Below are 20,570 nucleotides of genomic sequence, written 5' to 3' on the forward strand. Positions count from 1 at the left end.
ACGGATCTTCCTGGTGCGCCCGCGCGGGGCTGCGCCTAGCGTGGCCCCATGAACGCGGGCAACGGGGGCGGGGAGGCGATCGCGCGGGTGCGCCGTGCGCCGGAGGAGCCGGAGGGGCCGGGGACCGGGGCTCGGATCCTGGCCGACTACGGCTCCGCCTTCCGGATGGGCGGCTTCGACTGGGACCTGCTCACCGGGACCATGACCATGGACGACGCCGCCCTCGACGTCTTCGACATGGACCGCGAGGAGTACGACGGCAGACCCGAGACCCTGGGCTCGCGGGTCCTGCCGGACGAGGGCCGCCAGCTCGACACCCTCGTCGCGCAGGCGCTCAAGGACGGCAGCGAGCAGTACGGCGCGTACTTCCGCATCCGCCGCCGCGACGGCAGCCACCAGTGGACCCACACCCAGGGCATGGTCCACCGCGACGACACCGGCCGGCCCGTCCGCATCATCGGCATCCTCCGCGACGCCACCCACGAACTCACCGAGTCCGCCGCCCGGCTCGGCCTCGACGAGGGGCGCCGGCGGCGCGCCGGCGTCGTCGAGGGCACCACGGCGGCCCTCGCCTACGCCCGGACCGTCCAGGACGTCATCGACCTGCTCAACGACTCGCACGCGCTCGAACACTTCGGCGCGGCCAGCCTCGTCATGGGCCTCCTCGACGCCGGCCGGATCCACCTGGTCGCCGAAGGACCCGACGGCGCCTTCGTGCCGGGCACCCGGTTCACCCGGGTGGACGAGCCGTACCCGATGAGCGAGGTCATCCGGACCCTGCGCCCCCGGTTCATCGACTCGGCCCGGGACTTCGCCGACTCCTTCCCGGTGCTCTGGCCGCACATCAGCGGACTCGGCATCACCGCCGCCGCCTATCTGCCGCTGATCGCCCAGGCCCGCCCCATCGGCGCCCTCGGCCTGCTCTACAGCGACAAGACCGGCTTCAGCGAGGACGAGCGGACCCTGCTCGTCGCCCTCGGCAGCAGCATCGCCCAGAGCCTCCAGCGGGCCATGCTCTACGAGCAGGAGCACGACCTCGCCGAAGGGCTCCAGCAGGCGATGCTGCCCCGCCGGATCCCCGAGGTGCCCGGCGCCCAGACCGCCGTCCGCTACCGCTCGGCCCGCCTCGGCCGCGACATCGGCGGCGACTGGTACGACGTCATCGCGCTGCCCGGCGGGCGGGTCGGCGCCGTCATCGGCGACGTCCAGGGCCACGACACCCACGCGGCGGCCGTCATGGGCCAGCTGCGGATCGTGCTGCGCGCCTACGCGGCCGAGGGCCACCCCCCGGCCACGGTCATGGCCAGGGCCTCGGTCTTCCTGCACGAACTCGACACCGAACGCTTCGCCACCTGCACGTACGCCGAGGTCGACCTCGCCACCGGCGTCGTCCAGGTGGTGCGCGCCGGCCATGTCGACCCGCTCATGAGGGAGGTCGACGGCCGCTGCCGCAGACTTCCGGTGGAGGGCGGGCTGCCGCTCGGGCTCTCCGCGGAGTTCGGCCGCCTCGACTATCCGGTGACCACGCTGGAGCTGGACCCCGGCCAGACGCTGATGCTCTACACCGACGGGCTCGTGGAGAAGCCCGGAGCCGACCTCGACGAGGGCCTCCAGTGGCTCTCCTCCCTCGTCCGGCGCGGCCCCGCCGACCTCAAGGAGCTCGCCGACCACCTGTGCGACGTGGTCGCCGACCGGGGAGGCGAGGACGACGTCGCGATCCTGCTGCTGCGCCGCCACGGCACGTACCACCCGCAGGGCACCGGCCGCTTCCAGCAGCACGTGGCCCAGAACGACCCGGAGGCGCTGAGCTCGGCCCGGCACATGATCCGGGCCGCCGTCCGGGCCTGGGGCGCGGGGGAGCGCGCGGACGAGATCGAACTGGTCGCCGACGAGCTGATGACCAACGCCCTGATGCACACCGACGGCGGGGCGATCGTGACCCTGCGGATCCTGACCGGGCCCCCGCGGCGGCTGCGGGTCGAGGTGGAGGACCGGTCCAGCGCCCTGCCCCGCCGCCGCGAGGCGGGGGAGGCGGGCGTCTCCGGCCGGGGGCTGCTCCTGGTCGACCGGATCTCCGACGTGTGGGGCGTGGAGTCACGGGGCGGCGGCAAGTGCGTGTGGTGCGAGTTCACCGTGGAGCACTGAACTTGTTAACTGAGCGTGAACTGATCGTACTTGACCGTAACTGACGGTATGAGATTGACTCCGTTCACCGGTCTCACCGTGCAGGACAAGAGGACAACGTGAGCAGCGAGCTACTGGCACCCCTGGACCTGGCCTTCTGGCACCTGGAATCCACCGAACACCCCCTGCACCTCGGGGCCCTCTCCCACTTCGGCCCCCCGCCCACCACCGACGGACACGAGCCGGCCGACATCCTGGAGCTGCTCGCCCGCCGGGCCGCCGCCGTCCCCCGGCTCCGGATGCGCGTCCGCGACGTCCTGTTCCCCGTCGGCGGCGCCGCCTGGAGCGCCGACCCCGACTTCGACGTGCGGCGGCACGTCCGCGAGATCGCCCTCCCGGGCATCGACTTCCCCGCCGAGACCGCCCGGCTCGCCGCCGAACTCATGGAACGCCCCGTCGCCCGCGGTCTGCCGCCCTGGGAGATGTACCTGCTCAGCGGCGCCCCCGACGGCTCCTTCGCCGTCCTCGTCAAACTCCACCACGCCCTCGCCGACGGCATGCGGGCCGTCGCCATCGGCGCCGGGATCTTCGACGAGATCGCCGCCGGCCGACGCCCCGCCGGACGGGCCCGTCCCGTCCCCCCGCGTTCCTGGCTGCCCGGACCCGGCCGCCTCCTCGGCATCGCCCGGGACCGCCTCGGCGACCTCGGCAGGGCCGTCGAGGTCGGCGCCTCGGTCGTCGGCTCCACCGTCGTCCGCGCCGGCCGCCTCGACGGACGCCCCGCCACCGCGCTCGCCGCCGACTCCAGCGGCACCCGCCGGATCGCCACCGTCACCCTGCCCCTGGACCGCGTCCACCGGATCCGCCGCAGCACCGGCGGCACCGCCAACGACGTCCTCCTCGCCCTCGTCGCCGGCGCCCTGCGCCGCTGGTTCGACGGGCGCGGCCTGCCCCTCCCCGGCGCCGACCCCCGCGCCCTCGTCCCGGTCTCCCGCCGCCGCCCCGGCACCCCGGCCGGTCCCGGGAACAGCCTCTCCGGATACCTCGTCGACCTGCCGGTGAACGAACCCGACCCGGCCGCGCGACTCGCCGCCGTCCGAGGCGAAATGGACCGCAACAAGGCCGCCGGCCCCTTCCGGGGAGCGGGCGCCGTCGCCCTCCTCGCCGACCAACTGCACCCGCTCGCCCACCGCTTGGGCGCCCCCCTCGCCGCCGGCGCCGCCTGCCTCCTCTTCGACCTCCTGGTCACCCAGGTGCCGCTGCCCCGCTCCGCGCTCTCCCTCGGCGGCGCGCCGCTCCGCGCGCTCTTCCCGATGGCCCCGCTCGCCCGCGGCCAGTCCCTCGCCGTCGCCATGTCCCCGTACGGCGGCCAGGTCCACATCGGCCTCGTCGCCGACGGCGAGGCCGTCCCCGACCTCGACGCGCTCGCCGCCGCGCTCACCGCCGAACTCGACCTGCTCGCCCCGCCGGACGCTACTGCGCACACGTAGTGCCGGGGCGGACCTTCGTGAGCGAGACCAGATACGCCTCGACCTTCTCGCCGACGCAGGCGTCGCGTCCGTACCCGGTGTGCCCGGAGGCCTCGAAGGACAGCAGCATGCCACCGGGGAACTGGCGGGCCAGGCTCACCGCCTCGTCGTACGGCGTCGCCGGATCGCCTGCGGTGCCCACGACGAGGACCGGCGGGACACCGGCCGCGTGCACCCGGTGCGGCCGCTCGGTGCCGGCCGGCCAGTCCTTGCAGACCAGCTCGCTCGTCACCCCTGACGTGCCGTAGACCCCCGCGGCCTTGTCGGCGGGGGCCAGCGTGTCCCAGTAGGCCTGTGCGTCGCGCGGGTGGGGGACGTCGAGACAGTTGACCGCGATCAGGGCCGCCTCGCTGTTGTCCTCGGGTACGTCGCTCGCGGGCGCTTCGGAGGGGGCCGCGTCGGCGCCCGCGCCCGAGTCCTCCTCGGTGTCGGTGTCGCCGTCCGTGTCCGTGTCCGGGGTCGCCTCGTCGCCCGTCGCCAGGGCCGCCAGCTTCGTACCGTCCCCGTCGTCCGCCGCGAGCAGCGCTTCGGACAGGCCCTTCCACTGCGCCTCCGGCGTGTACATGGACAGGCTGAGCGCGGAGACCAGGCCCGCCGCGTCGAGACCCTCATCGGAGCCGTCGACCGGCAGCGGCTCGCGGCGCGTCCGCTCGATCAGCCGGTCGATCAGCGCGCGTATCTCCTCGGGCGAGGCACCGGGGCAGCCCTCGCCGACCAGGTCGGCACAGGTGTCGGCGTACTTCTCGACGGCGTTCCGGAAACCGGTCGACTGGCCGAGCGCACGCTGCCGCCAGTCCAGGGACGGGTCGACCGCTCCGTCCAGGACCATCGCCCGTACGCGGCGCGGGAACTGCTCGGCGTACGAGGTCCCCAGGCTGGTGCCGTACGACCAGCCGAGGTACGTCAGCCTGCGCTCGCCGAGCGCGGCCCTCAGCACATCCAGGTCCCGCGCCGCGTCGTCCGTCCCGACATGCGGGAGCAGCGGACCGCTGGCCTTCCGGCAGGCGGCGGCCTGCGCCCGCGCCCCCGCGAGGGCCTCGGCGCGCTCTGCGTCCGTGTGGGGGTAGAGCGGCGCCTCGTCGGTGGCGGAGGCTTCCTTCTCCGCCCGGTCCTCGGTGAGGCAGGTCAGGGCGGGCTTGCTCTCGCCGACGCCGCGCGGGTCGAAGGACACGACGTCGAACCGCTCGCGCACGCCCCGGCCGATGTCGTCGGCGACGCCGTCCTTGACGAGCTTCGCGCCCGGCTCGCCCGGGCCGCCGGGATTGAGGACGAGCGAGCCGACGCGCTTCCCCGGCACCGCGGTGGCGGCCTTCGCCACCGGCAGGACGAAGGTCTTGCCGTCGCCGGGACGGGAGTAGTCCATCGGTACGGTGAGCGAGGCGCACTGGACGTCGCCGCAGGGCCGCCAGACGAGCTTCTGGCCGTAGAAGCGCCGCAGGTCGGGGCGGGCGGCCGGGTCGGCGGGGACGGCGGAGGACCGCGGCCGGTTCCCGTCCTGGCCGGGCCCGACCGTGCAGGCGGCCAGAGAAGTGGTGCCCAGGAAGGCGAGGGCGAGGACGAGGGCCCGGCGGCGGGCGGTGGTGCGGAACACGAGGAACTCCCCTGGATGGTCGGTCCAGGGAAGGGTCACGCAAGGATGCTGAGGTTTTGCTGAGGACGATCCGTCGGGGACGGGGCCCGGTCGGATGGACAGGCCCTCGGTCGGATGGACGGGGCCCTCGGCCGGATGGACGGGGCCCTCGGCCGGTTCTCGGTCAGTCCGACGTCGGCAGCCGCAGGACGAACCGGGCCCCGCCGTGCTCGCCGCGCCCCGCCGTGAGCGTGCCGCCGTGCGCATGGGCGACCCAGGCGGTGATGGAGAGACCGAGGCCGGTGGACCCGGATCCGCTGCGGAACCGCTCGAACAGCGCCCCCGCGACCTCGGGAGGCAGGCCGGGACCCGCGTCCTCGACCGTCAGCGCCCCGTCCCGGGCCACCGTGATCAGCACGTCCGCCGGTTCGCCCGGCGCGTGGCCGTGCGCGAGCGCGTTGTCCAGCAGATTGCCGACGGCCCGGCGTACGAGGTCGGGGTCGGCGACCACGACGGAGTCCTCGGCCTCGACCCGGACGCGGTGGCCCTCCGTGGAGGCCACATCGACGACCGCCTCGACCAACTGGTCCAGACGCAGCGGCTGCCGTGCCACCGCGGCCGTACCGGACATGAGCCGGGCCCTGGTCAGCAGCCCGTCGACCAGCCGGCCCATCCCCTCCGCCAGGCGCAGCGTGCGCCGGTGCACGTCCGCGCTGTCCGTCTCGCCGCGCAGCGCCGTCTCGGCGAGCGTCCGGAGCGAGGCGGCCGGGGTCCGCAGATCGTGCGCGGCATCCGCGAGGAAGGCCTCCTGCCGGTCGAGTGCGGCGAGCGCGGGCCGGACCGCCCGGCCCGACAGGGCGTGACCCACGGCCGCGGACAGCAGGACGAGCACCGCGCAGCCGCCCGTCGCCAGCCACACGAGCCGCCGGTGGTCGTCCCGCTGCGCGGTCGCGTCGGCCACGGTCACGAGCACGCCCTGAGGTCCCTCGCCGTCCGCCGCCTCCGGCGCGTAGAAGGGCTGCGCGAACACGCGCACCGCATCGCCGTCCGTCGTACGCGCGTCGAAGGCCCGTACGCCGTCGGTCCGCACCGCCGCACGGCCCGCCTCCAGGACCACGGCCCGGCTCACGGTCAGACACGGTCGGGTCGGCGCGCGCTCGACCGTCAGCGCGCCCGAGCCGTCCCCGTCCACGAGGAGCACCGTCAGGGGCGGGCACGCGGTGTCCACCGATTCCGCCAGGACGTCGGTTGCCAGCCGTCCCTCCTCGTCGGTCTCCAGGAGCCCGAGGGCCCAACTGGTGTCCGCGTCCATCGCGTGATCGAGCTGCTCCCGCCACCGGCCGCTGTCGCTGCGCACGGCGAGTACGGTCATCGCGATCAGCCCCACGGCACTGGTCAGCGCGAACAGCAGGCTGATCCGGCGTCGCAGCCGCAGCACCCGCGCGGTCGGCGTCGGCGTCTGCGACCGGCTCCTCGGCCCCCGGAAGCGCGAGGGCCTCACCGCGCGTCGTCGGGGGAGAGTCGGTAGCCGACCCCGCGCACCGTGTGGATCAGCGGCGGGTCGCCGAGCTTGCGGCGGAGCTGGGAGACCAGCACCTCCAGGACGTTCGACTGCGGTTCGGCCATCTCGTCCCAGCAGCTCTCGATCAGCTCGGCGCGCGAGACCGCCTGGTCGGAGCGCGCGGCGAGGACCTCCAGGACCGCGAACTCCCTGCTCGTGAGGGTGAGCAGCACCCCGGCCCGCCGGACGTGGCGGCGGGCGGTGTCGATCTCCAGGTCGCCGACGTGGTGCACCGGCGGGCGCACGACCGCGGACCGTCGGCACAGGCTGCGCACCCGGGCGACCAGCTCGGGCACGGCGAACGGCTTGACGAGGTAGTCGTCCCCGCCGCTCGCGAAGCCCTCCACCCGGTCCGCCACCGTGTCGCGCGCCGTCAGGAACAGCACGGGCACGTCACGGCCACCGCGCCGCAGCCCGTCGACATAGGCGGCGGCGTCGCCGGACGGCAGCATCCGGTCGAAGACCGCGCAGTCGTACGCCGTGACGAACAGCGCCTCGTCGGCGCGGGGCAGATCGGATGCCTCGTCGACGGCGAGACCGGCGGCCCGCAGCGCGGCGGCCACCCCGAACCGGAGGTCTTCGTCGTCCTCGACGAGCAGTACACGCACGGTGCACACCCTAGCCAGGGGGTGCCCTGCCGATCAGACCGGATCAGGGAGCGGCGTCCGGTGCCGTGCGTGGCAAGGCGGACACACCCTGATCTCCGTCCGGCGCGCGGCCCGACCCCCGGTGCGGCAGGGTGGAGCCATGCCCGAACTGCCCGAGGTGGAAGCGCTCCGCGCCTTCCTCGACACGCACCTGGTGGGCAAGGAGATCGCCCGCGTCCTGCCCGTCGCGATCAGCGTCCTCAAGACGTACGACCCGCCCCTGAGCGCCGTCGAGGGCGCCGAGGTCACCGCGGTCGGCCGGCACGGGAAGTTCCTCGACCTCACCAGCACGGGCGCGGCCGGAGAACTCCACCTCCTGATCCACCTGGCGCGCGCGGGCTGGCTCCGCTGGCAGGACCCGCTGCCCTCGGGGCCGCCGAAACCCGGCAAGGGCCCGCTGGCGCTGCGCACCGCCCTCACCGGCGGCGACGGCTTCGACCTCACCGAGGCCGGCACCACCAAACGCCTCGCCGTCCACCTGGTCCACGACCCCCAGGAGGTGCCGGGCGTCGCCCGCCTCGGCCCCGACCCGCTCGCCGAGGACTTCGGCCCGGAGGAGTTCGCAGCCCTCCTCGCCGGCGAACGGCGCCAGATCAAGGGCGCCCTGCGCGACCAGAGCCTCATCGCCGGCATCGGCAACGCCTACAGCGACGAGATCCTGCACGTCGCGAAGATGTCGCCCTTCAAGCCCACCCAGAACCTCACCCCGGACGAGACCGCCGCCCTCTACACGGCGATGCGCACCACCCTCCACGACGCCGTCGAACGCTCCCACGGCCTCGCCGCCGGCAAGCTCAAGGCCGAGAAGAAGAGCGGCCTGCGCGTCCACGGCCGCACCGGCCAAGCCTGCCCCGTCTGCGGCGACACCATCCGCGAGGTCTCCTTCAGCGACTCCTCACTCCAGTACTGCCCCACCTGCCAGACCGACGGGAAGACCCTCGCCGACCGCCGCCTGTCGAAACTCCTCAAATAGACTCCCGCGCATGCTGCGCGTACTGGCCGTCGACGACGAGGAGCCCGCCCTCGGGGAGCTGCTCTACCTGCTGCGAGCCGACCCCCGGGTGCGGACCGCCGAGGGCGCGGGCGACGCCACCGCGGCCCTGCGCAGGATCGGGCGCGCCCTGGAAGCCGGACCCGACGGCGACGAGGCCGTCGACGTCGTCTTCCTCGACATCCACATGCCCGGCCTCACCGGCCTCGACGTGGCCCGCCTGCTCGCCGGCTTCGCCCGCCCGCCGCTCGTCGTCTTCGTCACCGCCCACGAGGGCTTCGCGCTCCAGGCCTTCGACCTGAAGGCGGTCGACTACGTCCTCAAGCCGGTCCGCCGCGAGCGCCTCGCCGAGGCCGTACGCCGCGTCCACGAGCTCGTCCACGTCGCCGCCGCGCCCGCCGCCGCGGCCGTCCCCGAGCAGATCCCCGTCGAACTCGGCGGCGTCACCCGCTTCGTCCCCGTCGACGAGATCGCCTACGTCGAGGCCCACGGCGACTACGCCCGCCTCCACACCGACCACGGCAGCCACCTCGTCCGCATCCCGCTCTCCACCCTGGAGGAGCGCTGGGCCGAGCGGGGCTTCGTCCGCATCCACCGCAGCCACCTCGTGGCCCTCGGCCGGATCGACGAGCTGCGGCTCGACGCCGGCGCCACCTCGGTACGGATCGGCGACACCGACCTGGCCGTCAGCCGCCGCCACGCCCGCCACCTGCGGGACCTCCTGATGCGGCGGGCCGCCGGCTGACCGGCACCCCTACCGGTGCCGCACCCCCTCTGCGTACACTCCACGGGCCAAGGAGCGAGTCAGAGAGCGGTCGCCGATGCCGGAGCACCACCCCCCGCGCAGGCCCCGGCGCGAGACCGTCACCTACGCCTCCGCCCACGGCCCGGGAGCCGTTCCCGCACCCGCCGGGCGGCGCCCCGCCCACCCGCCGGCCCGCTCCGAGATCGACGAGCAGACCACCCTCGGCCACACCTACGTCCGCTCCCTGATGCGCAGCCAGCTCCGCGCCGCCCTCACCGCCCTCGGGGCCCTCACCCTGCTGGTCGGCTCGCTCCCGCTGCTGCTCGCGCTGCCCGCACCCGAGGCGTTCGTCTGGGCCGCGCTCGGCTTCGGCGTGTACCCGGTGGTCTGGGCCATCGCCCACTGGTACGTCCGCCGCGCCGAGCGCAACGAGCGCGACTTCACCGGCCTCGTCGAGCGCTGAGAACGGTGAACGGTCCCGCATGAACCAGACCTACGCCGTCGCCGCGGTCACCGCCGTCGTCCTCGCCACCGTCCTCATCGGCGCCCTCGGCCTGCGGATCTCCCGCACCACCTCCGACTTCTACGTCGCCTCGCGGACCGTCCGGCCGGGCCTCAACGCCGCCGCCATCAGCGGCGAGTACCTCTCCGCCGCCTCCTTCCTCGGCATCGCCGGACTCGTCCTCGTCCAGGGTCCCGCGATGCTCTGGTACCCGGTCGGCTACACCGCCGGCTACCTCGTCCTGCTCGTCCTCGTCGCCGCCCCGCTGCGCCGCTCCGGGGCGTACACGCTCTCCGACTTCGCCGAGGCCCGCCTCGAATCCCCGCAGGCCCGGCGGCTCGCCAGCCTCTTCGTCGTCGGCATCGGCTGGCTGTACCTGCTGCCGCAGCTCCAGGGCGCCGGACTCACCCTGGAGATCCTCACCGGCGCCCCCGACTGGGTCGGCGGGCTGCTCGTCGCCCTCGTCGTGACCGGCACCGTCGCCGCGGGCGGCATGCGGAGCATCACCTTCGTCCAGGCCTTCCAGTACTGGCTGAAGCTCACCGCCCTGCTCGTCCCCGCCCTCTTCCTGCTCGCCGCCTGGTACGGGGACGGGGCTCCCCGGGCCCGTTTCGACGCCCCCGCGGTGCTGCGCGGCCACACCGTCGTCAAGGTCGCCGACACGGTACGGATCGGGCTGGGCGACCCGCTCACGGTGACCGTCACCGGCAGCGTCGACTCCGTCGCGTACACCGGACGGACCGTCACGCTCGCCCCCGGCACCCATCACGTCCTCGGCGGCACCTCGCTCGCCTTCGCCCCGGGGGCGACGCTCCCCGAGAGGGCCGCGAGCGGCACGGACCCCCTCGGCTGGTCCCAGCCACTGGCGGGGGGACGCGACGGACACCAGCTGTACGCCACGTACGGACTGATCCTCGCGACCTTCCTCGGCACCATGGGCCTGCCGCACGTCGCCGTCCGCTTCTACACCAGCCCGCACGGCCGCGCAGCCCGCCGCACCACCCTCGTCGTCCTCGGCCTCGTCGGCACGTTCTACCTCCTGCCGGGCCTGTACGGAGCCCTCGGCAGGATCTACGCCCCCGAACTCGCCCTCACCGGCTCCGCCGACGCCGCCGTGCTCGTCCTGCCCGACCGGATCCTCGGCGGACTCCTCGGCGACCTGCTCGGGGCGCTCCTCGCGGCCGGCGCCTTCGCCGCGTTCCTCTCCACCGCCTCCGGGCTCACCATGTCGGTCGCCGGGGTCCTCACCCAGGACGTGCTGCCCTCCCGGGCGTCCTCCCGGGGCGTACGGCACTTCCGCCGCGCGACCCTGCTCGCCACCGCCGTCCCGCTCGCCGTCGGCGTGGTCGCCTCCAAGGTCCCGGTCGCCGACGCCGTCGGCCTCGCCTTCGCGGTCTCCGCCTCCTCCTTCTGCCCGTTGCTCGTCCTCGGGATCTGGTGGCGGCGGCTCACCCCGCCCGGTGCCATGGCCGGGCTGCTGCTGGGCGGTGGCTCCGCCCTGGCGGCCGTGATGGCGACCCGGGCCGGGCTCGCGCCCGAGGGCTGGCCGCACACCCTGATGGCCTGGCCGGCGGTCTGGTCGGTCCCGCTGGGCTTCCTGACGATGGTGCTCGTCTCGCTCGCCACGCCCCGCCGGGTCCCGCCCGGCACCCCCGCCATCCTCGCCAGGCTCCACCTCCCGGAGGAGATCACCCTCCCGGAGAAGACCACCGGCACCGTCCCCGCCCAGGAGGCCCGCCGATGAGCGGCATCGCCCTCGCCGCCGCTGCCGCCGCCGGGGCCGTGCTGCTCGCCGCGGGCTTCGCCCTCGGCCGGTTCGCCGCCCGGCGCGGCGGCCGCGCCGCCGATCCGGACCTCGGCACACCCGTCGAACGGGCCACCTTCCACACCCTGCACACCGCCTCGCTCGCCGCGCCGCCGCTGCGCGCCGGACTCACCGAGGAGACCGCCCGCAAGGCGGCCAGCACGCTCCGCTCGCTGCTCGGCACCGAGGCGCTCTGCCTCACCGACCGGGGAGCCGTCCTCGCCTGGGACGGGCCGGGCGAGGAGCACCACCGCGCGCACGTGCCCGAGCAGGCCGCCGAGACCCTGGCGACCGGCCGCAGCCGCTCCGCGCACAGCGGCTGCGACGACCCGGCGTGCCCGCTGCGCTGGGCGGTGACCGCTCCGCTCACCGGCGAGGACGGCGTCCTCGGCGCGCTCGTCGCCTACGGTTCGCGGGAGTCGGCCGTCCTCGTGCGCGCCGCGACCGAGGTGGCCCGCTGGGTCTCCGTCCAGCTGGAGCTGGCCGAACTGGACCGCTCGCGCACCCGCATCGTGGAGGCCGAGATCCGCGCGCTGCGCGCCCAGATCTCCCCGCACTTCATCTTCAACTCCCTCGCGGCGATAGCCTCGTTCGTGCGCACCGACCCCGAGCGGGCCAGGGAACTCCTCCTGGAGTTCGCCGACTTCACCCGCTACTCCTTCCGCAGACACGGCGAGTTCGCCCAGCTCGCCGACGAACTGAGGGCCATCGAGCAGTACTTGGCCCTGGCGGGGGCCCGCTTCGGCGACCGGCTGAAGGTGACCCTGCAGATCGCCCCCGAGGTGCTGCCGGTGACCCTGCCGTTCCTCTGCCTCCAGCCGCTCGTGGAGAACGCCGTCAAGCACGGCCTCCAGGACCGGGAGCGGGGCTGCCGGGTCACGATCGCCGCGCGGGACGCGGGCGCCGAGGCGGTGGTGACGGTCGAGGACGACGGCATCGGCATGGACCCGGAGCTGCTGCGCGCCGTCCTGCGCGGCGAGCACCCGGCGGGCTCCGGCATCGGCCTGTCGAACGTGGACGAGCGGCTGCGCCAGGTGTACGGGACGGAGCACGGGCTCGTCATCGAGACCGGGGTCGGCGCCGGGATGAAGGTGACGGTACGGGTCCCCAAGTACCGTCCGGGCGTGCACCCTTCGGCACCCTAGAAGGCGTCCGGGAGCCGTCAGCGCAGGTGCAGCGAGAGATGCGCGAGCGGCAGGCCCAGCTTCCAGGCGGGCAGCCAGATCTGCTCGGCCTCGTCGACCGGGTTCTCGGGGTCGGTGCGGCCGTCGAGGTCGGCGGCGCGGATCCAGGTGTCCCGCAGCCGGCGCCAGGCGGTCCGGGCGAGCGCGAGGTCGGGGCCGTCGCCGGCTGCCGCCTGCCGCGCGGCGAGCCGCTCCTCGACCCAGGGCGGCCAGGGCCGGTCGTACGCGGTGTGCCGCAGCCACTCGTCGACCCGGCAGGAGGCCCACGCGCCGGCCGGTCCGTCGGGTTCCTCCGCGAGGTGGACCGTGAGGGTCAGGGCCTGGAGGCCGGCCCGGTACTCCAGTGAGCCGGGGGCCACGAGCGCGGCGGCCCGCAGCACCTCGTCGGCCAGGTACTCGGCACACAGCCAGGCCATCGGGACGGCGAGGCCGCCGCCGCTCGTGCCGCCGGCGCCGTTCGTGCTCTCGGGCAGCAACGCTCCCACCTTCTCCCGGACGTGAGGGCCCCGGACGTCAGGGGCCCGGGGGAGAGCCTCCTCCGTGAAGGGCGCCCGCGGGTCCCGCTTTGCTCAACTCGCCCGTGTGGTTTCGGATACGTTTCCCGGCCGGATCGGTGCCGGTGGGATTCCTGGTGCCGGGCGGGTCGGGGGTGACAGGTGGGGCGGGGGAGTCCGGGGAATCCGGCGCCGGCTCAGCCGAGGAGCGCGTAGACCGCGGTCGCGTGGGCCGCGGTCTCCTCCGTGCCCTCGGCCGTCATGGTGATGTCGGCGAAGGCCATCCGCTTCCCCGCCTTGGTGAGCCTGGCCCGCACGAGGACGTCGGCGCCGATCACCGCCCGCTGGAAGCTGATGGACTGCTGCACGGTGGTCATCGGCACGAAGCCGCCCCGGGCCGCGGCGACCGCGATCACCGTCGCGGTGTCGGCGGCGGCCATCAGGGCCTGGCCGGAGAGGCCGCCGCCCTCGCGGGCGAGCCGGTCCGACCAGGGGAGCCGGAGGACGGCCTCGTGGCCGTCGGCGGATCCGACGGATTCGACGGTGAGTCCCAGATCCAGCACCCAGGGGGCGAAGTTGTCGGCGAGGACCTTTTCGGCGGCGGTGAGTGTCAGCGTCACGGCGTCATTGTGGGGCCCCGGCGTGGGCCCGGGCAACGGCCGCGCGGCGCGGCCGGTAGTCCGGCAGGGAGCGGCCGAGCTGCCGCAGCGCGTAGTGCGAGCGGGACTTGACCGTCCCGGCCGGGATGCCGAGCTCGACGGCGGCCTCGTTGACGGTGAGGCCGTGGAAGTAGAGCCGGACGAGCACCGCGCGGTGTTCGGGACTGAGCTCCCGCACCGCCGCCCGTACGTCGAGCGCGGCCTCGGCGGAGGCGGTGGCGTCGGCGGGGTCGGGCGTCACGGCGAGGACGCCGTCGCCGATCTCGGTGGGCCGGGCGAGGCGGGAGCGGCGGGCGTCGATGGCGAGGCGGCGGGCCACGGTGAAGAGCCAGGGGCGCATCGAGGTGTAGGGGCCGTCGAAGGCCTCGGGGTGGAGCCAGGCCCGTACCAGGGTCTCCTGGGCGAGGTCCTCGGCCCGTTGCCGGTCCCCGTAGGTCAGGCCGAGCAGGAAGGAGAGGAGCGCCGGACCGTGGTCCCGCTGCAGCTCCTCCAGGGTCCGTTCGTCGGTCGTCGCCGTCGTCATGCTGCCCGCCTCTCCCGCGGCTCGTCGTCCGGGGCGTATACGAGCGCATCCGGACGGCGAGGGACAGGGAACGGACACCGGTCTGCGACGAACGGTCGCACCGAGCGGCGAATGGCACGGCGAGCGGTCACATGGAGTCGGTGCGTCCGTTTCAGCGGGGTTCGTCACCCGGTGCGGCCTTGACCCTTGACTGCGGCATTCCGAGGAGATGAATTCGTCAGAACAGATGTTCATCACATGACTCGGGCGGAGTGCCGTACATGACCTCACGCACCAGACCCGCGGGGGCGGCGGCGCTCGCCGCGCTCCTGCTCGCCGCGGCGACCGGCTGCACCGGCGGGAGCGGCGCCGCCACCGGCGCCACCACCCCTGGTGCCGCGACCGGGCGGACCGGGGCCACGGGCCCCGCCGCCCCGTCCGCCGCCCCCGGCGGGGCCTCCGCGCCCACCGGCTTCACCCTCGTCGCCTCCGGCGACGTCCTCCCGCACGACTCGATCATCCGGCGGGCCGCCGAGGACGCCGACGGGGCCGGCTACGACTTCCGCCCCATGCTCTCCGGCGCGAAGCCCGTCGTCTCCCGCGCCGACCTGGCCATCTGCCACATGGAGACCGTGTACGGAGAGGAGGGCGGTCCCTACACCGGCTACCCCGCCTTCAAGTCGCCGCCCGAGGTCGCCGCCGCGCTCAAGGCCACCGGCTACGACTCCTGCTCCACCGCCTCCAACCACACCCTCGACGACGGGGCGGCGGGCCTTCGCCGCACCCTCGACGCGCTCGACAAGGCCGGCGTCAAACACGCGGGGTCCGCCCGTACGGCCGAGGAGGCGGCGCGGCCCACCCTGCTGAAGGCCGGCGGCGCCACGGTCGCCCAGCTCGCGTACACCTACGACACCAACGGCTACCCGCTGCCCGCGGGGCAGCCCTGGGCCGTCCGGCTGCTCGACGAGAACAAGGTGATCGCCGACGCGCGCGCCGCCCGCGCGGCCGGTGCCGACGTGGTCGTGGTCAGCGTCCACTGGGGCTCCGAGTGGCAGACCGAACCCGACGAGCGGCAGCTCTCCCTCGGCCGCGCGCTGACCGCCTCGCAGAGCGGCGGACGCCCGGACATCGATCTGATCATCGGTACGCACGCCCACGTCCCGCAGGCGTACGAGAAGGTCAACGGGACCTGGATCGTCTACGGGATGGGCGACCAGATCGCCGGCGACATGATCAACCACGAGGGCGCCTACGACCCGCGCGGCAACCAGAGCAGCATCGGCCGCTTCACCTTCGCCCCGCCCAGGACCGCCGGCGGGCGCTGGGAGGTCACCAAGGCGGAGTTCGTCCCCCAGTGGTTCGACACCGCGCGCGGCCGCGTGGTGAACCTCGGCGCGGCGGAGGGCGGGGACGCCCACCAGACCGAGATCCGCGAGACGATCCGTCAGGTGGTGCTCGGCCGGGGCGCCGACAAGGACGGCCTGGTGATGGGCGAGTAGGAGGACGGTCGGGGAAGGCGGGGGCCGGTCAGGTCACGGGACGACGGTGACCGGCCAGCGGCCGGCCTTCACCAGGCGGACGGCGACCGAGCCGACGAAGCGGTGGCCCGCCGACTCCGAGGCGCCCACCACCACGGCGTCCGCCGTCAGCTCCTCCGCGGCCTGGACCAGACCCGCGTAGGCGTCGCCCCGGAAGGTGTGGAACTCCCACCTGATCCGCCACAGGTCCTTGACCCTCCCCCCAGACTTCGTCCGGGGGGACCCCCATCTCGCTTCGCTCGGCGGACGTCCGGATCTCGGCGACGAGACCCTCGGCGATCTCCTCCGTCGTCCCGGTCACGGGCACGCCCAGCGCGGCGCCCGCCGGGATCACCGGCTGTACGTACACGAGCGCGAGCAGCGCGTTCTGGCGCCGGGCGAGCCCGGCCGCGTACGCCGCGGCGCGCAGGGAGGAGGCGGAGCCGTCGACGTCCGCCATGATCACTTTCGGGCCGTCGGTACCGCGTTCGAACCGGTCGGGCCGCTGTTCGCTCACCCTTCGAGGCTATCGGCTCATCGGGTGCTTTCGGGCGGGCGGCCGGTGTCGCTGAGCTGCGTCGACCCCCGCCCGTACGAACCATTGGTCATGAAAAAGGATCAGATGCCCAGCGGGCGCCGAGCGGTCCTACGCCTCGCCGCCGCCCTCGGGGCCACCGCCACCGTCGGAGCCCTCGCGGCGGACCGGTTCGCCACGCCCGAGGCGGCCACCGGCGCCGCCTCCACACCCCGGGGCACGTCCGGCGCGGGGCGCACAGGCCCCGCCGCCGGCGCGCAGGCGCACGCCACCCGGCTGCGCCCGTCCGCGTACCGGCTCCAGCCCATGACCGCCTACGCGCCCCCGGCCTTCCGGCGCGCGGTGCCGCCGGTGCGTCAGCGGCCCTTCCTCAGCATGTCCGGGGTCGGCCGCTCGATGGTGCTCACCTTCGACGACGGTCCCGACCCCCGGTACACCCCCGGCATCCTGGAGACCCTGCGCCACTACGACTGCCGTGCGATGTTCTTCGTCTGCGGCGAGATGGCCGTGGACAACCAGGACCTGCTGCGGGAGATGGCCGAGGACGGCCACGTCGTCGGCAACCACTCCTGGTCGCACCCCCTCATCCCCAAGCTGCGGCCGTCCCGGATCCGCGACGAGCTCGGCTCCACCAGCGAGGTCATCGAGAAGGCACTGGGTACGGCCCCGCTCTGGTACCGCGCGCCCTACGGCGCCTGGAACCGGCTCTCGTTCGAGATCGGCGCCGAACTCGGCATGGAGCCGCTCGCCTGGACCGTCGACACCCTGGACTGGACGGAACCCGGCACCGGCACCATCGTCCGCCGCGTCCTCGACGGCGCCGCACCCGGTGTCGTCGTCCTCTCCCACGACGCCGGCGGCAACCGCTCCCAGAGCGTCGCCGCGCTCCGCCGCTATCTGCCCGAACTCCTCGACGCCGGCTACCACATCACCGTCCCCCGACGCTGACGTCCCGTCACGAACGGAAGGACCCCGGCACCAGAGGTGCCGGGGTCCTTCCGCTCGTGCGCGGGTCAGCGCGAGCCGACCATGCGCGCGTAGACGACGACGTTCCCGTCGTAGCCACGCGCCCGCGTGTAGCCGCCGCCGCAGGTGATCACCCGCAGTTCCGGCTCGCCGTTGTCGGCGTAGACCTGTACGCCGGGGAAGTTGTCCTTGGCGTACACCTCGACGCCGTAGATCTCGAAGACCGCGACCCGGCCGTCGTACCGCTCGACCTCGACGTGCTGGCCCTTCTGGAGGGAGCCCAGGCCGTAGAAGACCGCCGGGCCCTTCGTGTTGTCGACGTGGCCGACCAGGACGGAGGTGCCGCGCTGGCCGGGGGCGATGCCGTTCTGGTACCAGCCGGCGAGGTTGGGGTCCTCCGGGGGCGGGGCCGCCACCCAGCCGTTCTCGTCCAGACCCACGTCCATGAGGGGGGCCGCCACCCGGATCGCCGGGATCTTGACCCGCGATGCCGGGGCGTAGGGCAGCGGCTCCAGACCGGTGCTCGCGGCGGGCGGCGGCGGGGTGAGCGGGCGCGCCACCGGCCGGGCCGCCGCGGCGGGTTGCGGCGGCCCGAGGGCGACGTCCACCCCGTTGCGCATCATCGCGAGCCCGGACAGCATGGCGAGGGCCAGGACGCCCCAGGGTTGGCGTCTCCTGCGCTCGAAGACGCGGAAGTCCTTCGGGGGCATGGTTCTCCCTTCTCGGCGTCGTCAGAACGGTAAGGGCGGTCGCGCGGGCCGTCGCCCCGGACGGTGCGAACGGGTGGGGGCCGCCGCCGGACGGGTGTCCGGGGCCCGGAGCGGGGCGTGCGGCGGCGGACCTCGGCGGCAGCGGGTGCGCAGGCAGGCGGGTGACAGCGGGCTGACCCATCCGAGTAATCGTCAGATAAGCGTCCCGGGCGGCTTTGACCTGCGGTTCCGTCGGCCCAGGGGCTTGCGTCCCCGGCGTGTCGCCTCACCGGGGTGGCCCAGTGCCGACATGCACGGCTCGCCCCGGTTTGTGATGGTTCGTCATGGAAGGCGTACTCGTCGAAACTCCCGGAGCACCGCTTTGGGGCGTCTTCCACTGGAGGTTCAACCATGCGTGCTGCACGCACTCTGGCGGTGACCGCCACCGCACTCGCGGCGGTCGGCCTCGCGGCCCCCCTCGCCGCCGCCACCAACGGACCGAGCAACCTGACGGTCAGCCCCTTCCAGGCCGAGCGGGGCGGAGACAACTCCAACGGCGTCACCGTGTCCCCCTTCGCGGTCCACCAGGGCGCGATCCTCACGGTCACCGTCCGGGGCTGCGCCGGTGGCACGGTCACGTCCAACGCCTTCGCGCCGACCACGCTCGGCCCCGCCGTCAACGGGGTGTCCACCGCGACCCCCCGCATCTTCGACAACGCCACGCCCGGCCAGTACAACCTGGCCGTCCAGTGCAACGGCCGTACGCTCACCCAGCCGTTCCGGGTCCTCGTCGGCCAGGGTGCGGCCGGCGGTCTCGGCGGCTCGATGGCCCCCAGTTCCACCGAGATGGCCGTCGGCGGCAGCCTCGTCGCCGCGGCCGCGCTCGGTGGCGGGCTCTTCATCGCCCGCCGCCGCCGTGTCACCGGCGTGGGAGTCTGACCGGCCGAACCTCCCGGTCGGACCGTCGTGCCCGCCGCCCCCGAGTCCCCTGCCGGGACCCGGGGGCGGCGGGCGTCCGGGGACGCCGCGCACCGCTCCGGTCTCCGCGGCTCAGTGACGCCGGCCGGCGCCGGAGCGGCGGCGGACGACGTACACGGTGCCGCAGGCCGCGGCGAGCGCCAGCGCCCCGCCGGCCGCCACTTCGGTGGAGCTGGGGGCGAACGAGCCGCCGAGGCCGCCCTGCGCCCCGCGCGGAGGCGTGAGGATCGTGGCGCTGATGGTCGGGGTGGCGGTGGGGCTGCCGCTGATCGTCAGGGCGACGGTGTCCTGCACGCCGCCCGTGCAGTTGAACAGCACCGTGTACACGGCGCCCCGCTTGGCGTCCGCGTCCACGGTGGCGGTCACCACCGCACCGGGTGCGATGGTCGCCGTGTCGAAGATGCCGGCCGAGGCCGTCGCCGTACTGGCGCAGCCGGGGGCGCTCAGCGTCACCCGGCCGCCCGGGGCGACGACCGACGGCGACACGAGGAAATCGCCCGGTGCCTTGGCCCTGGCGGCTCGCGGCTCGGCCGCGGGAGCACCGTCGGCCGCGAGGGCGGCGGGGGCGGCCAGGGCGAGGGCGGCCGCCCCCAACAGGGCAGTGGACGCGGCACGTATCGCGCGCATGGTGAATCCTCCGGGTCCCGAGGGGCAGCCGCGGAAGGGGGTTCCCGCGAAGGGCCGTGCACCTCGATGCCCGAAACGCTAGGAGCGCTTTACCACAGCCGCGATCCCAGACGTGCGAATGGGGCACCGATGTCCCCCGGGTGGCCCACTCGCACGGCTCGGCTCACCCGCTGATCTGCGGGAACAGGTCGAGGAACGGCGCGGCGGTGGCCGAGATGCCCCGGCCGAAGGGCGCGTCGAAGTCCCAGATGAGGAACAGCAGGAAGGCGATCAGCACGCTGAAGAGCCCGGCGAGCAGCAGCTCCCGGCCGGTTCTGCGGATCTGCAGCGTGAAGATCAGGCCGACCGTCACCAGGGCTCCGATGATCAGGCCGAACCAGACCACCCCCGGCATCGTCTCGCCGGCGCTCTGCCCGCGCGCGCCCCGGGCGTCGTCGGCGAGGGCCACCTGGTCCACGAGCGGCTGGTACGCCTGCCCCTCGAAGTCGTTGGCGGGCTGGTAGTCGGTGACGCTGCGCCGCACCTTCTCCAGGAGCGCGGTGCCCTCGTCGCTGAGCTCGCCCTGCTCGGCCATGTACGTCCACTCGTCGTGGACCACGTACGAGACGTACGCGTCGACGTCGGCGCGGATCCGGGCGCGGGCCTCCTGGGGGTACACCTCGGCGCGCGCCGAGATCTCGTGCATCGCCTGGGCCTCCTGCCGCACGGTCTCCTGGGCGGACCCCCGGGCCTCCCAGACGCCGGCGATGGCCAGACCGAGGACGATCGCGTAGATCACGCCGATCATCATCGTCATGTACTCGATGACGTCCGGGGTCTCGCTGGGGTCGTCGTCCTCGGGGATGCGGCGGTTGTTGATGACGACGATGGTGAGCACGACGGCGCAGGCGGCGGCCATCGCGAGGGAGAGAACAAGCCATTCGGACATGGATTCCTCCGGCGGGAT

The 20,570-nt window shown here is 74.3% G+C and carries 19 protein-coding genes and 1 pseudogene; 10 read left to right on the forward strand and 10 right to left on the reverse strand.

Annotated elements, in window-relative coordinates; translation table 11 throughout:
* Positions 1-48 precede the first annotated feature (48 nt).
* Together ACN9M0_RS32570 and ACN9M0_RS32575 are read left to right on the forward strand one after the other, a co-directional pair.
* On the forward strand, positions 49-2,145 hold the full coding sequence (locus ACN9M0_RS32570; protein WP_399701624.1) for a SpoIIE family protein phosphatase: 2,097 nt from the start codon (positions 49-51) through the stop codon (positions 2,143-2,145).
* A 98-nt stretch (positions 2,146-2,243) separates the two neighbouring features.
* Entirely contained in the window at positions 2,244-3,614 is a 1,371-nt protein-coding gene (locus ACN9M0_RS32575; RefSeq protein WP_366041123.1) for a wax ester/triacylglycerol synthase family O-acyltransferase, read from the forward strand.
* Here the strand turns inward: ACN9M0_RS32575 and ACN9M0_RS32580 are convergent.
* The 3 genes from ACN9M0_RS32580 to ACN9M0_RS32590 all read right to left on the reverse strand — a co-directional run bounded on the left by ACN9M0_RS32580 (position 3,598) and on the right by ACN9M0_RS32590 (position 7,392).
* A complete protein-coding gene (locus ACN9M0_RS32580; RefSeq protein ID WP_399701628.1) occupies positions 3,598-5,283 on the reverse strand; it encodes an alpha/beta hydrolase in 1,686 nt (561 codons plus the stop codon). The genes ACN9M0_RS32575 and ACN9M0_RS32580 overlap by 17 nt on opposite strands.
* Before the next feature lie 124 nt (positions 5,284-5,407).
* The gene (locus ACN9M0_RS32585; RefSeq protein WP_366041125.1) at positions 5,408-6,661 is read right to left on the reverse strand and encodes a sensor histidine kinase; all 1,254 of its coding nucleotides are present in this window, start codon (positions 6,659-6,661) and stop codon (positions 5,408-5,410) included.
* A gap of 59 nt (positions 6,662-6,720) precedes the next feature.
* A complete protein-coding gene (locus ACN9M0_RS32590) occupies positions 6,721-7,392 on the reverse strand; it encodes a response regulator transcription factor (protein WP_366041126.1) in 672 nt (223 codons plus the stop codon).
* 139 nt (positions 7,393-7,531) lie between these two features.
* Between ACN9M0_RS32590 and ACN9M0_RS32595 the strand changes: the two genes are divergently transcribed.
* The 5 genes from ACN9M0_RS32595 (at position 7,532) to ACN9M0_RS32615 (ending at position 12,618) form a co-directional block, all read left to right on the forward strand.
* The gene (locus ACN9M0_RS32595; RefSeq protein WP_366041127.1) at positions 7,532-8,404 is read left to right on the forward strand and encodes an Fpg/Nei family DNA glycosylase; all 873 of its coding nucleotides are present in this window, start codon (positions 7,532-7,534) and stop codon (positions 8,402-8,404) included.
* Between the two features lie 10 nt (positions 8,405-8,414).
* Entirely contained in the window at positions 8,415-9,167 is a 753-nt protein-coding gene (locus ACN9M0_RS32600) for a LytR/AlgR family response regulator transcription factor (RefSeq protein ID WP_366041128.1), read from the forward strand.
* 76 nt (positions 9,168-9,243) lie between these two features.
* Positions 9,244-9,630, forward strand: coding sequence for a hypothetical protein (locus ACN9M0_RS32605; RefSeq protein ID WP_366041129.1), 387 nt, complete (start codon positions 9,244-9,246; stop codon positions 9,628-9,630).
* 19 nt (positions 9,631-9,649) lie between these two features.
* On the forward strand, positions 9,650-11,413 hold the full coding sequence (locus ACN9M0_RS32610) for a cation acetate symporter (protein WP_366041130.1): 1,764 nt from the start codon (positions 9,650-9,652) through the stop codon (positions 11,411-11,413).
* Positions 11,410-12,618 carry a histidine kinase gene (locus ACN9M0_RS32615; RefSeq protein WP_399701642.1) on the forward strand — a complete coding sequence of 403 codons (1,209 nt, stop codon included), beginning with the start codon at positions 11,410-11,412 and terminating at the stop codon, positions 12,616-12,618. Before ACN9M0_RS32610 ends, ACN9M0_RS32615 begins: the two co-directional genes overlap by 4 nt.
* A gap of 17 nt (positions 12,619-12,635) precedes the next feature.
* Here ACN9M0_RS32615 and ACN9M0_RS32620 read toward each other — a convergent pair whose 3' ends face one another.
* From ACN9M0_RS32620 to ACN9M0_RS32630, 3 genes are all read right to left on the reverse strand, one after another.
* On the reverse strand, positions 12,636-13,133 hold the full coding sequence (locus ACN9M0_RS32620; RefSeq protein ID WP_399701645.1) for a hypothetical protein: 498 nt from the start codon (positions 13,131-13,133) through the stop codon (positions 12,636-12,638).
* Positions 13,134-13,348: 215 nt separating this feature from the next.
* Positions 13,349-13,771 (reverse strand): PaaI family thioesterase, encoded by a 423-nt coding sequence (locus tag ACN9M0_RS32625; RefSeq protein WP_366041133.1) that lies wholly within the window; start codon positions 13,769-13,771, stop codon positions 13,349-13,351.
* Positions 13,772-13,775: 4 nt separating this feature from the next.
* Positions 13,776-14,333 carry a sigma-70 family RNA polymerase sigma factor gene (locus tag ACN9M0_RS32630; protein ID WP_366041134.1) on the reverse strand — a complete coding sequence of 186 codons (558 nt, stop codon included), beginning with the start codon at positions 14,331-14,333 and terminating at the stop codon, positions 13,776-13,778.
* 260 nt (positions 14,334-14,593) lie between these two features.
* On the opposite strand from ACN9M0_RS32630, the gene ACN9M0_RS32635 reads away from it, so the two are divergent.
* Positions 14,594-15,811, forward strand: a complete 1,218-nt coding sequence (locus tag ACN9M0_RS32635; protein ID WP_426404691.1) for a CapA family protein — start codon at positions 14,594-14,596, stop codon at positions 15,809-15,811.
* A gap of 33 nt (positions 15,812-15,844) precedes the next feature.
* Here ACN9M0_RS32635 and ACN9M0_RS32640 read toward each other — a convergent pair.
* A pseudogene (locus ACN9M0_RS32640) lies at positions 15,845-16,346 on the reverse strand (universal stress protein).
* A 105-nt stretch (positions 16,347-16,451) separates the two neighbouring features.
* Between ACN9M0_RS32640 and ACN9M0_RS32645 the strand changes: the two are divergent.
* Entirely contained in the window at positions 16,452-17,312 is an 861-nt protein-coding gene (locus ACN9M0_RS32645; protein ID WP_399701652.1) for a polysaccharide deacetylase family protein, read from the forward strand.
* A gap of 65 nt (positions 17,313-17,377) precedes the next feature.
* Here ACN9M0_RS32645 and ACN9M0_RS32650 read toward each other — a convergent pair whose 3' ends face one another.
* The gene (locus tag ACN9M0_RS32650) at positions 17,378-18,040 is read right to left on the reverse strand and encodes a class F sortase (RefSeq protein WP_366041137.1); all 663 of its coding nucleotides are present in this window, start codon (positions 18,038-18,040) and stop codon (positions 17,378-17,380) included.
* A gap of 390 nt (positions 18,041-18,430) precedes the next feature.
* Between ACN9M0_RS32650 and ACN9M0_RS32655 the strand changes: the two genes are divergently transcribed.
* Complete coding sequence (locus ACN9M0_RS32655) at positions 18,431-18,958, forward strand: hypothetical protein (protein ID WP_366041138.1); 528 nt, start codon at positions 18,431-18,433, stop codon at positions 18,956-18,958.
* Positions 18,959-19,069: 111 nt separating this feature from the next.
* On the opposite strand, the gene ACN9M0_RS32660 is transcribed toward ACN9M0_RS32655, so the two are convergent.
* A complete protein-coding gene (locus ACN9M0_RS32660) occupies positions 19,070-19,624 on the reverse strand; it encodes a hypothetical protein (protein WP_399701655.1) in 555 nt (184 codons plus the stop codon).
* Between the two features lie 163 nt (positions 19,625-19,787).
* The gene (locus ACN9M0_RS32665) at positions 19,788-20,552 is read right to left on the reverse strand and encodes a hypothetical protein (RefSeq protein ID WP_399701657.1); all 765 of its coding nucleotides are present in this window, start codon (positions 20,550-20,552) and stop codon (positions 19,788-19,790) included.
* Positions 20,553-20,570: the final 18 nt, after the last annotated feature.

Origin of the sequence: Streptomyces sp. R-07 (assembly GCF_049913175.1) — a bacterium.
GTDB lineage: Bacteria > Actinomycetota > Actinomycetes > Streptomycetales > Streptomycetaceae > Streptomyces.

What these genes read in the sequence shown, in the direction of transcription:
- ACN9M0_RS32570 (WP_399701624.1), top strand. Translation starts at nt 49, where the DNA reads ATGAACGCGGGCAACGGGGGCGGGGAGGCGATCGCGCGGGTGCGCCGT.
- ACN9M0_RS32595 (WP_366041127.1), top strand. Translation starts at nt 7,532, where the DNA reads ATGCCCGAACTGCCCGAGGTGGAAGCGCTCCGCGCCTTCCTCGACACG.
- ACN9M0_RS32600 (WP_366041128.1), top strand. Translation starts at nt 8,415, where the DNA reads ATGCTGCGCGTACTGGCCGTCGACGACGAGGAGCCCGCCCTCGGGGAG.
- ACN9M0_RS32605 (WP_366041129.1), top strand. Translation starts at nt 9,244, where the DNA reads ATGCCGGAGCACCACCCCCCGCGCAGGCCCCGGCGCGAGACCGTCACC.
- ACN9M0_RS32610 (WP_366041130.1), top strand. Translation starts at nt 9,650, where the DNA reads ATGAACCAGACCTACGCCGTCGCCGCGGTCACCGCCGTCGTCCTCGCC.
- ACN9M0_RS32615 (WP_399701642.1), top strand. Translation starts at nt 11,410, where the DNA reads ATGAGCGGCATCGCCCTCGCCGCCGCTGCCGCCGCCGGGGCCGTGCTG.
- ACN9M0_RS32630 (WP_366041134.1), bottom strand. Translation starts at nt 14,333, where the DNA reads ATGACGACGGCGACGACCGACGAACGGACCCTGGAGGAGCTGCAGCGG.
- ACN9M0_RS32635 (WP_426404691.1), top strand. Translation starts at nt 14,594, where the DNA reads ATGACCTCACGCACCAGACCCGCGGGGGCGGCGGCGCTCGCCGCGCTC.
- ACN9M0_RS32645 (WP_399701652.1), top strand. Translation starts at nt 16,452, where the DNA reads ATGCCCAGCGGGCGCCGAGCGGTCCTACGCCTCGCCGCCGCCCTCGGG.
- ACN9M0_RS32650 (WP_366041137.1), bottom strand. Translation starts at nt 18,040, where the DNA reads ATGCCCCCGAAGGACTTCCGCGTCTTCGAGCGCAGGAGACGCCAACCC.
- ACN9M0_RS32655 (WP_366041138.1), top strand. Translation starts at nt 18,431, where the DNA reads ATGCGTGCTGCACGCACTCTGGCGGTGACCGCCACCGCACTCGCGGCG.
- ACN9M0_RS32660 (WP_399701655.1), bottom strand. Translation starts at nt 19,624, where the DNA reads ATGCGCGCGATACGTGCCGCGTCCACTGCCCTGTTGGGGGCGGCCGCC.
- ACN9M0_RS32665 (WP_399701657.1), bottom strand. Translation starts at nt 20,552, where the DNA reads ATGTCCGAATGGCTTGTTCTCTCCCTCGCGATGGCCGCCGCCTGCGCC.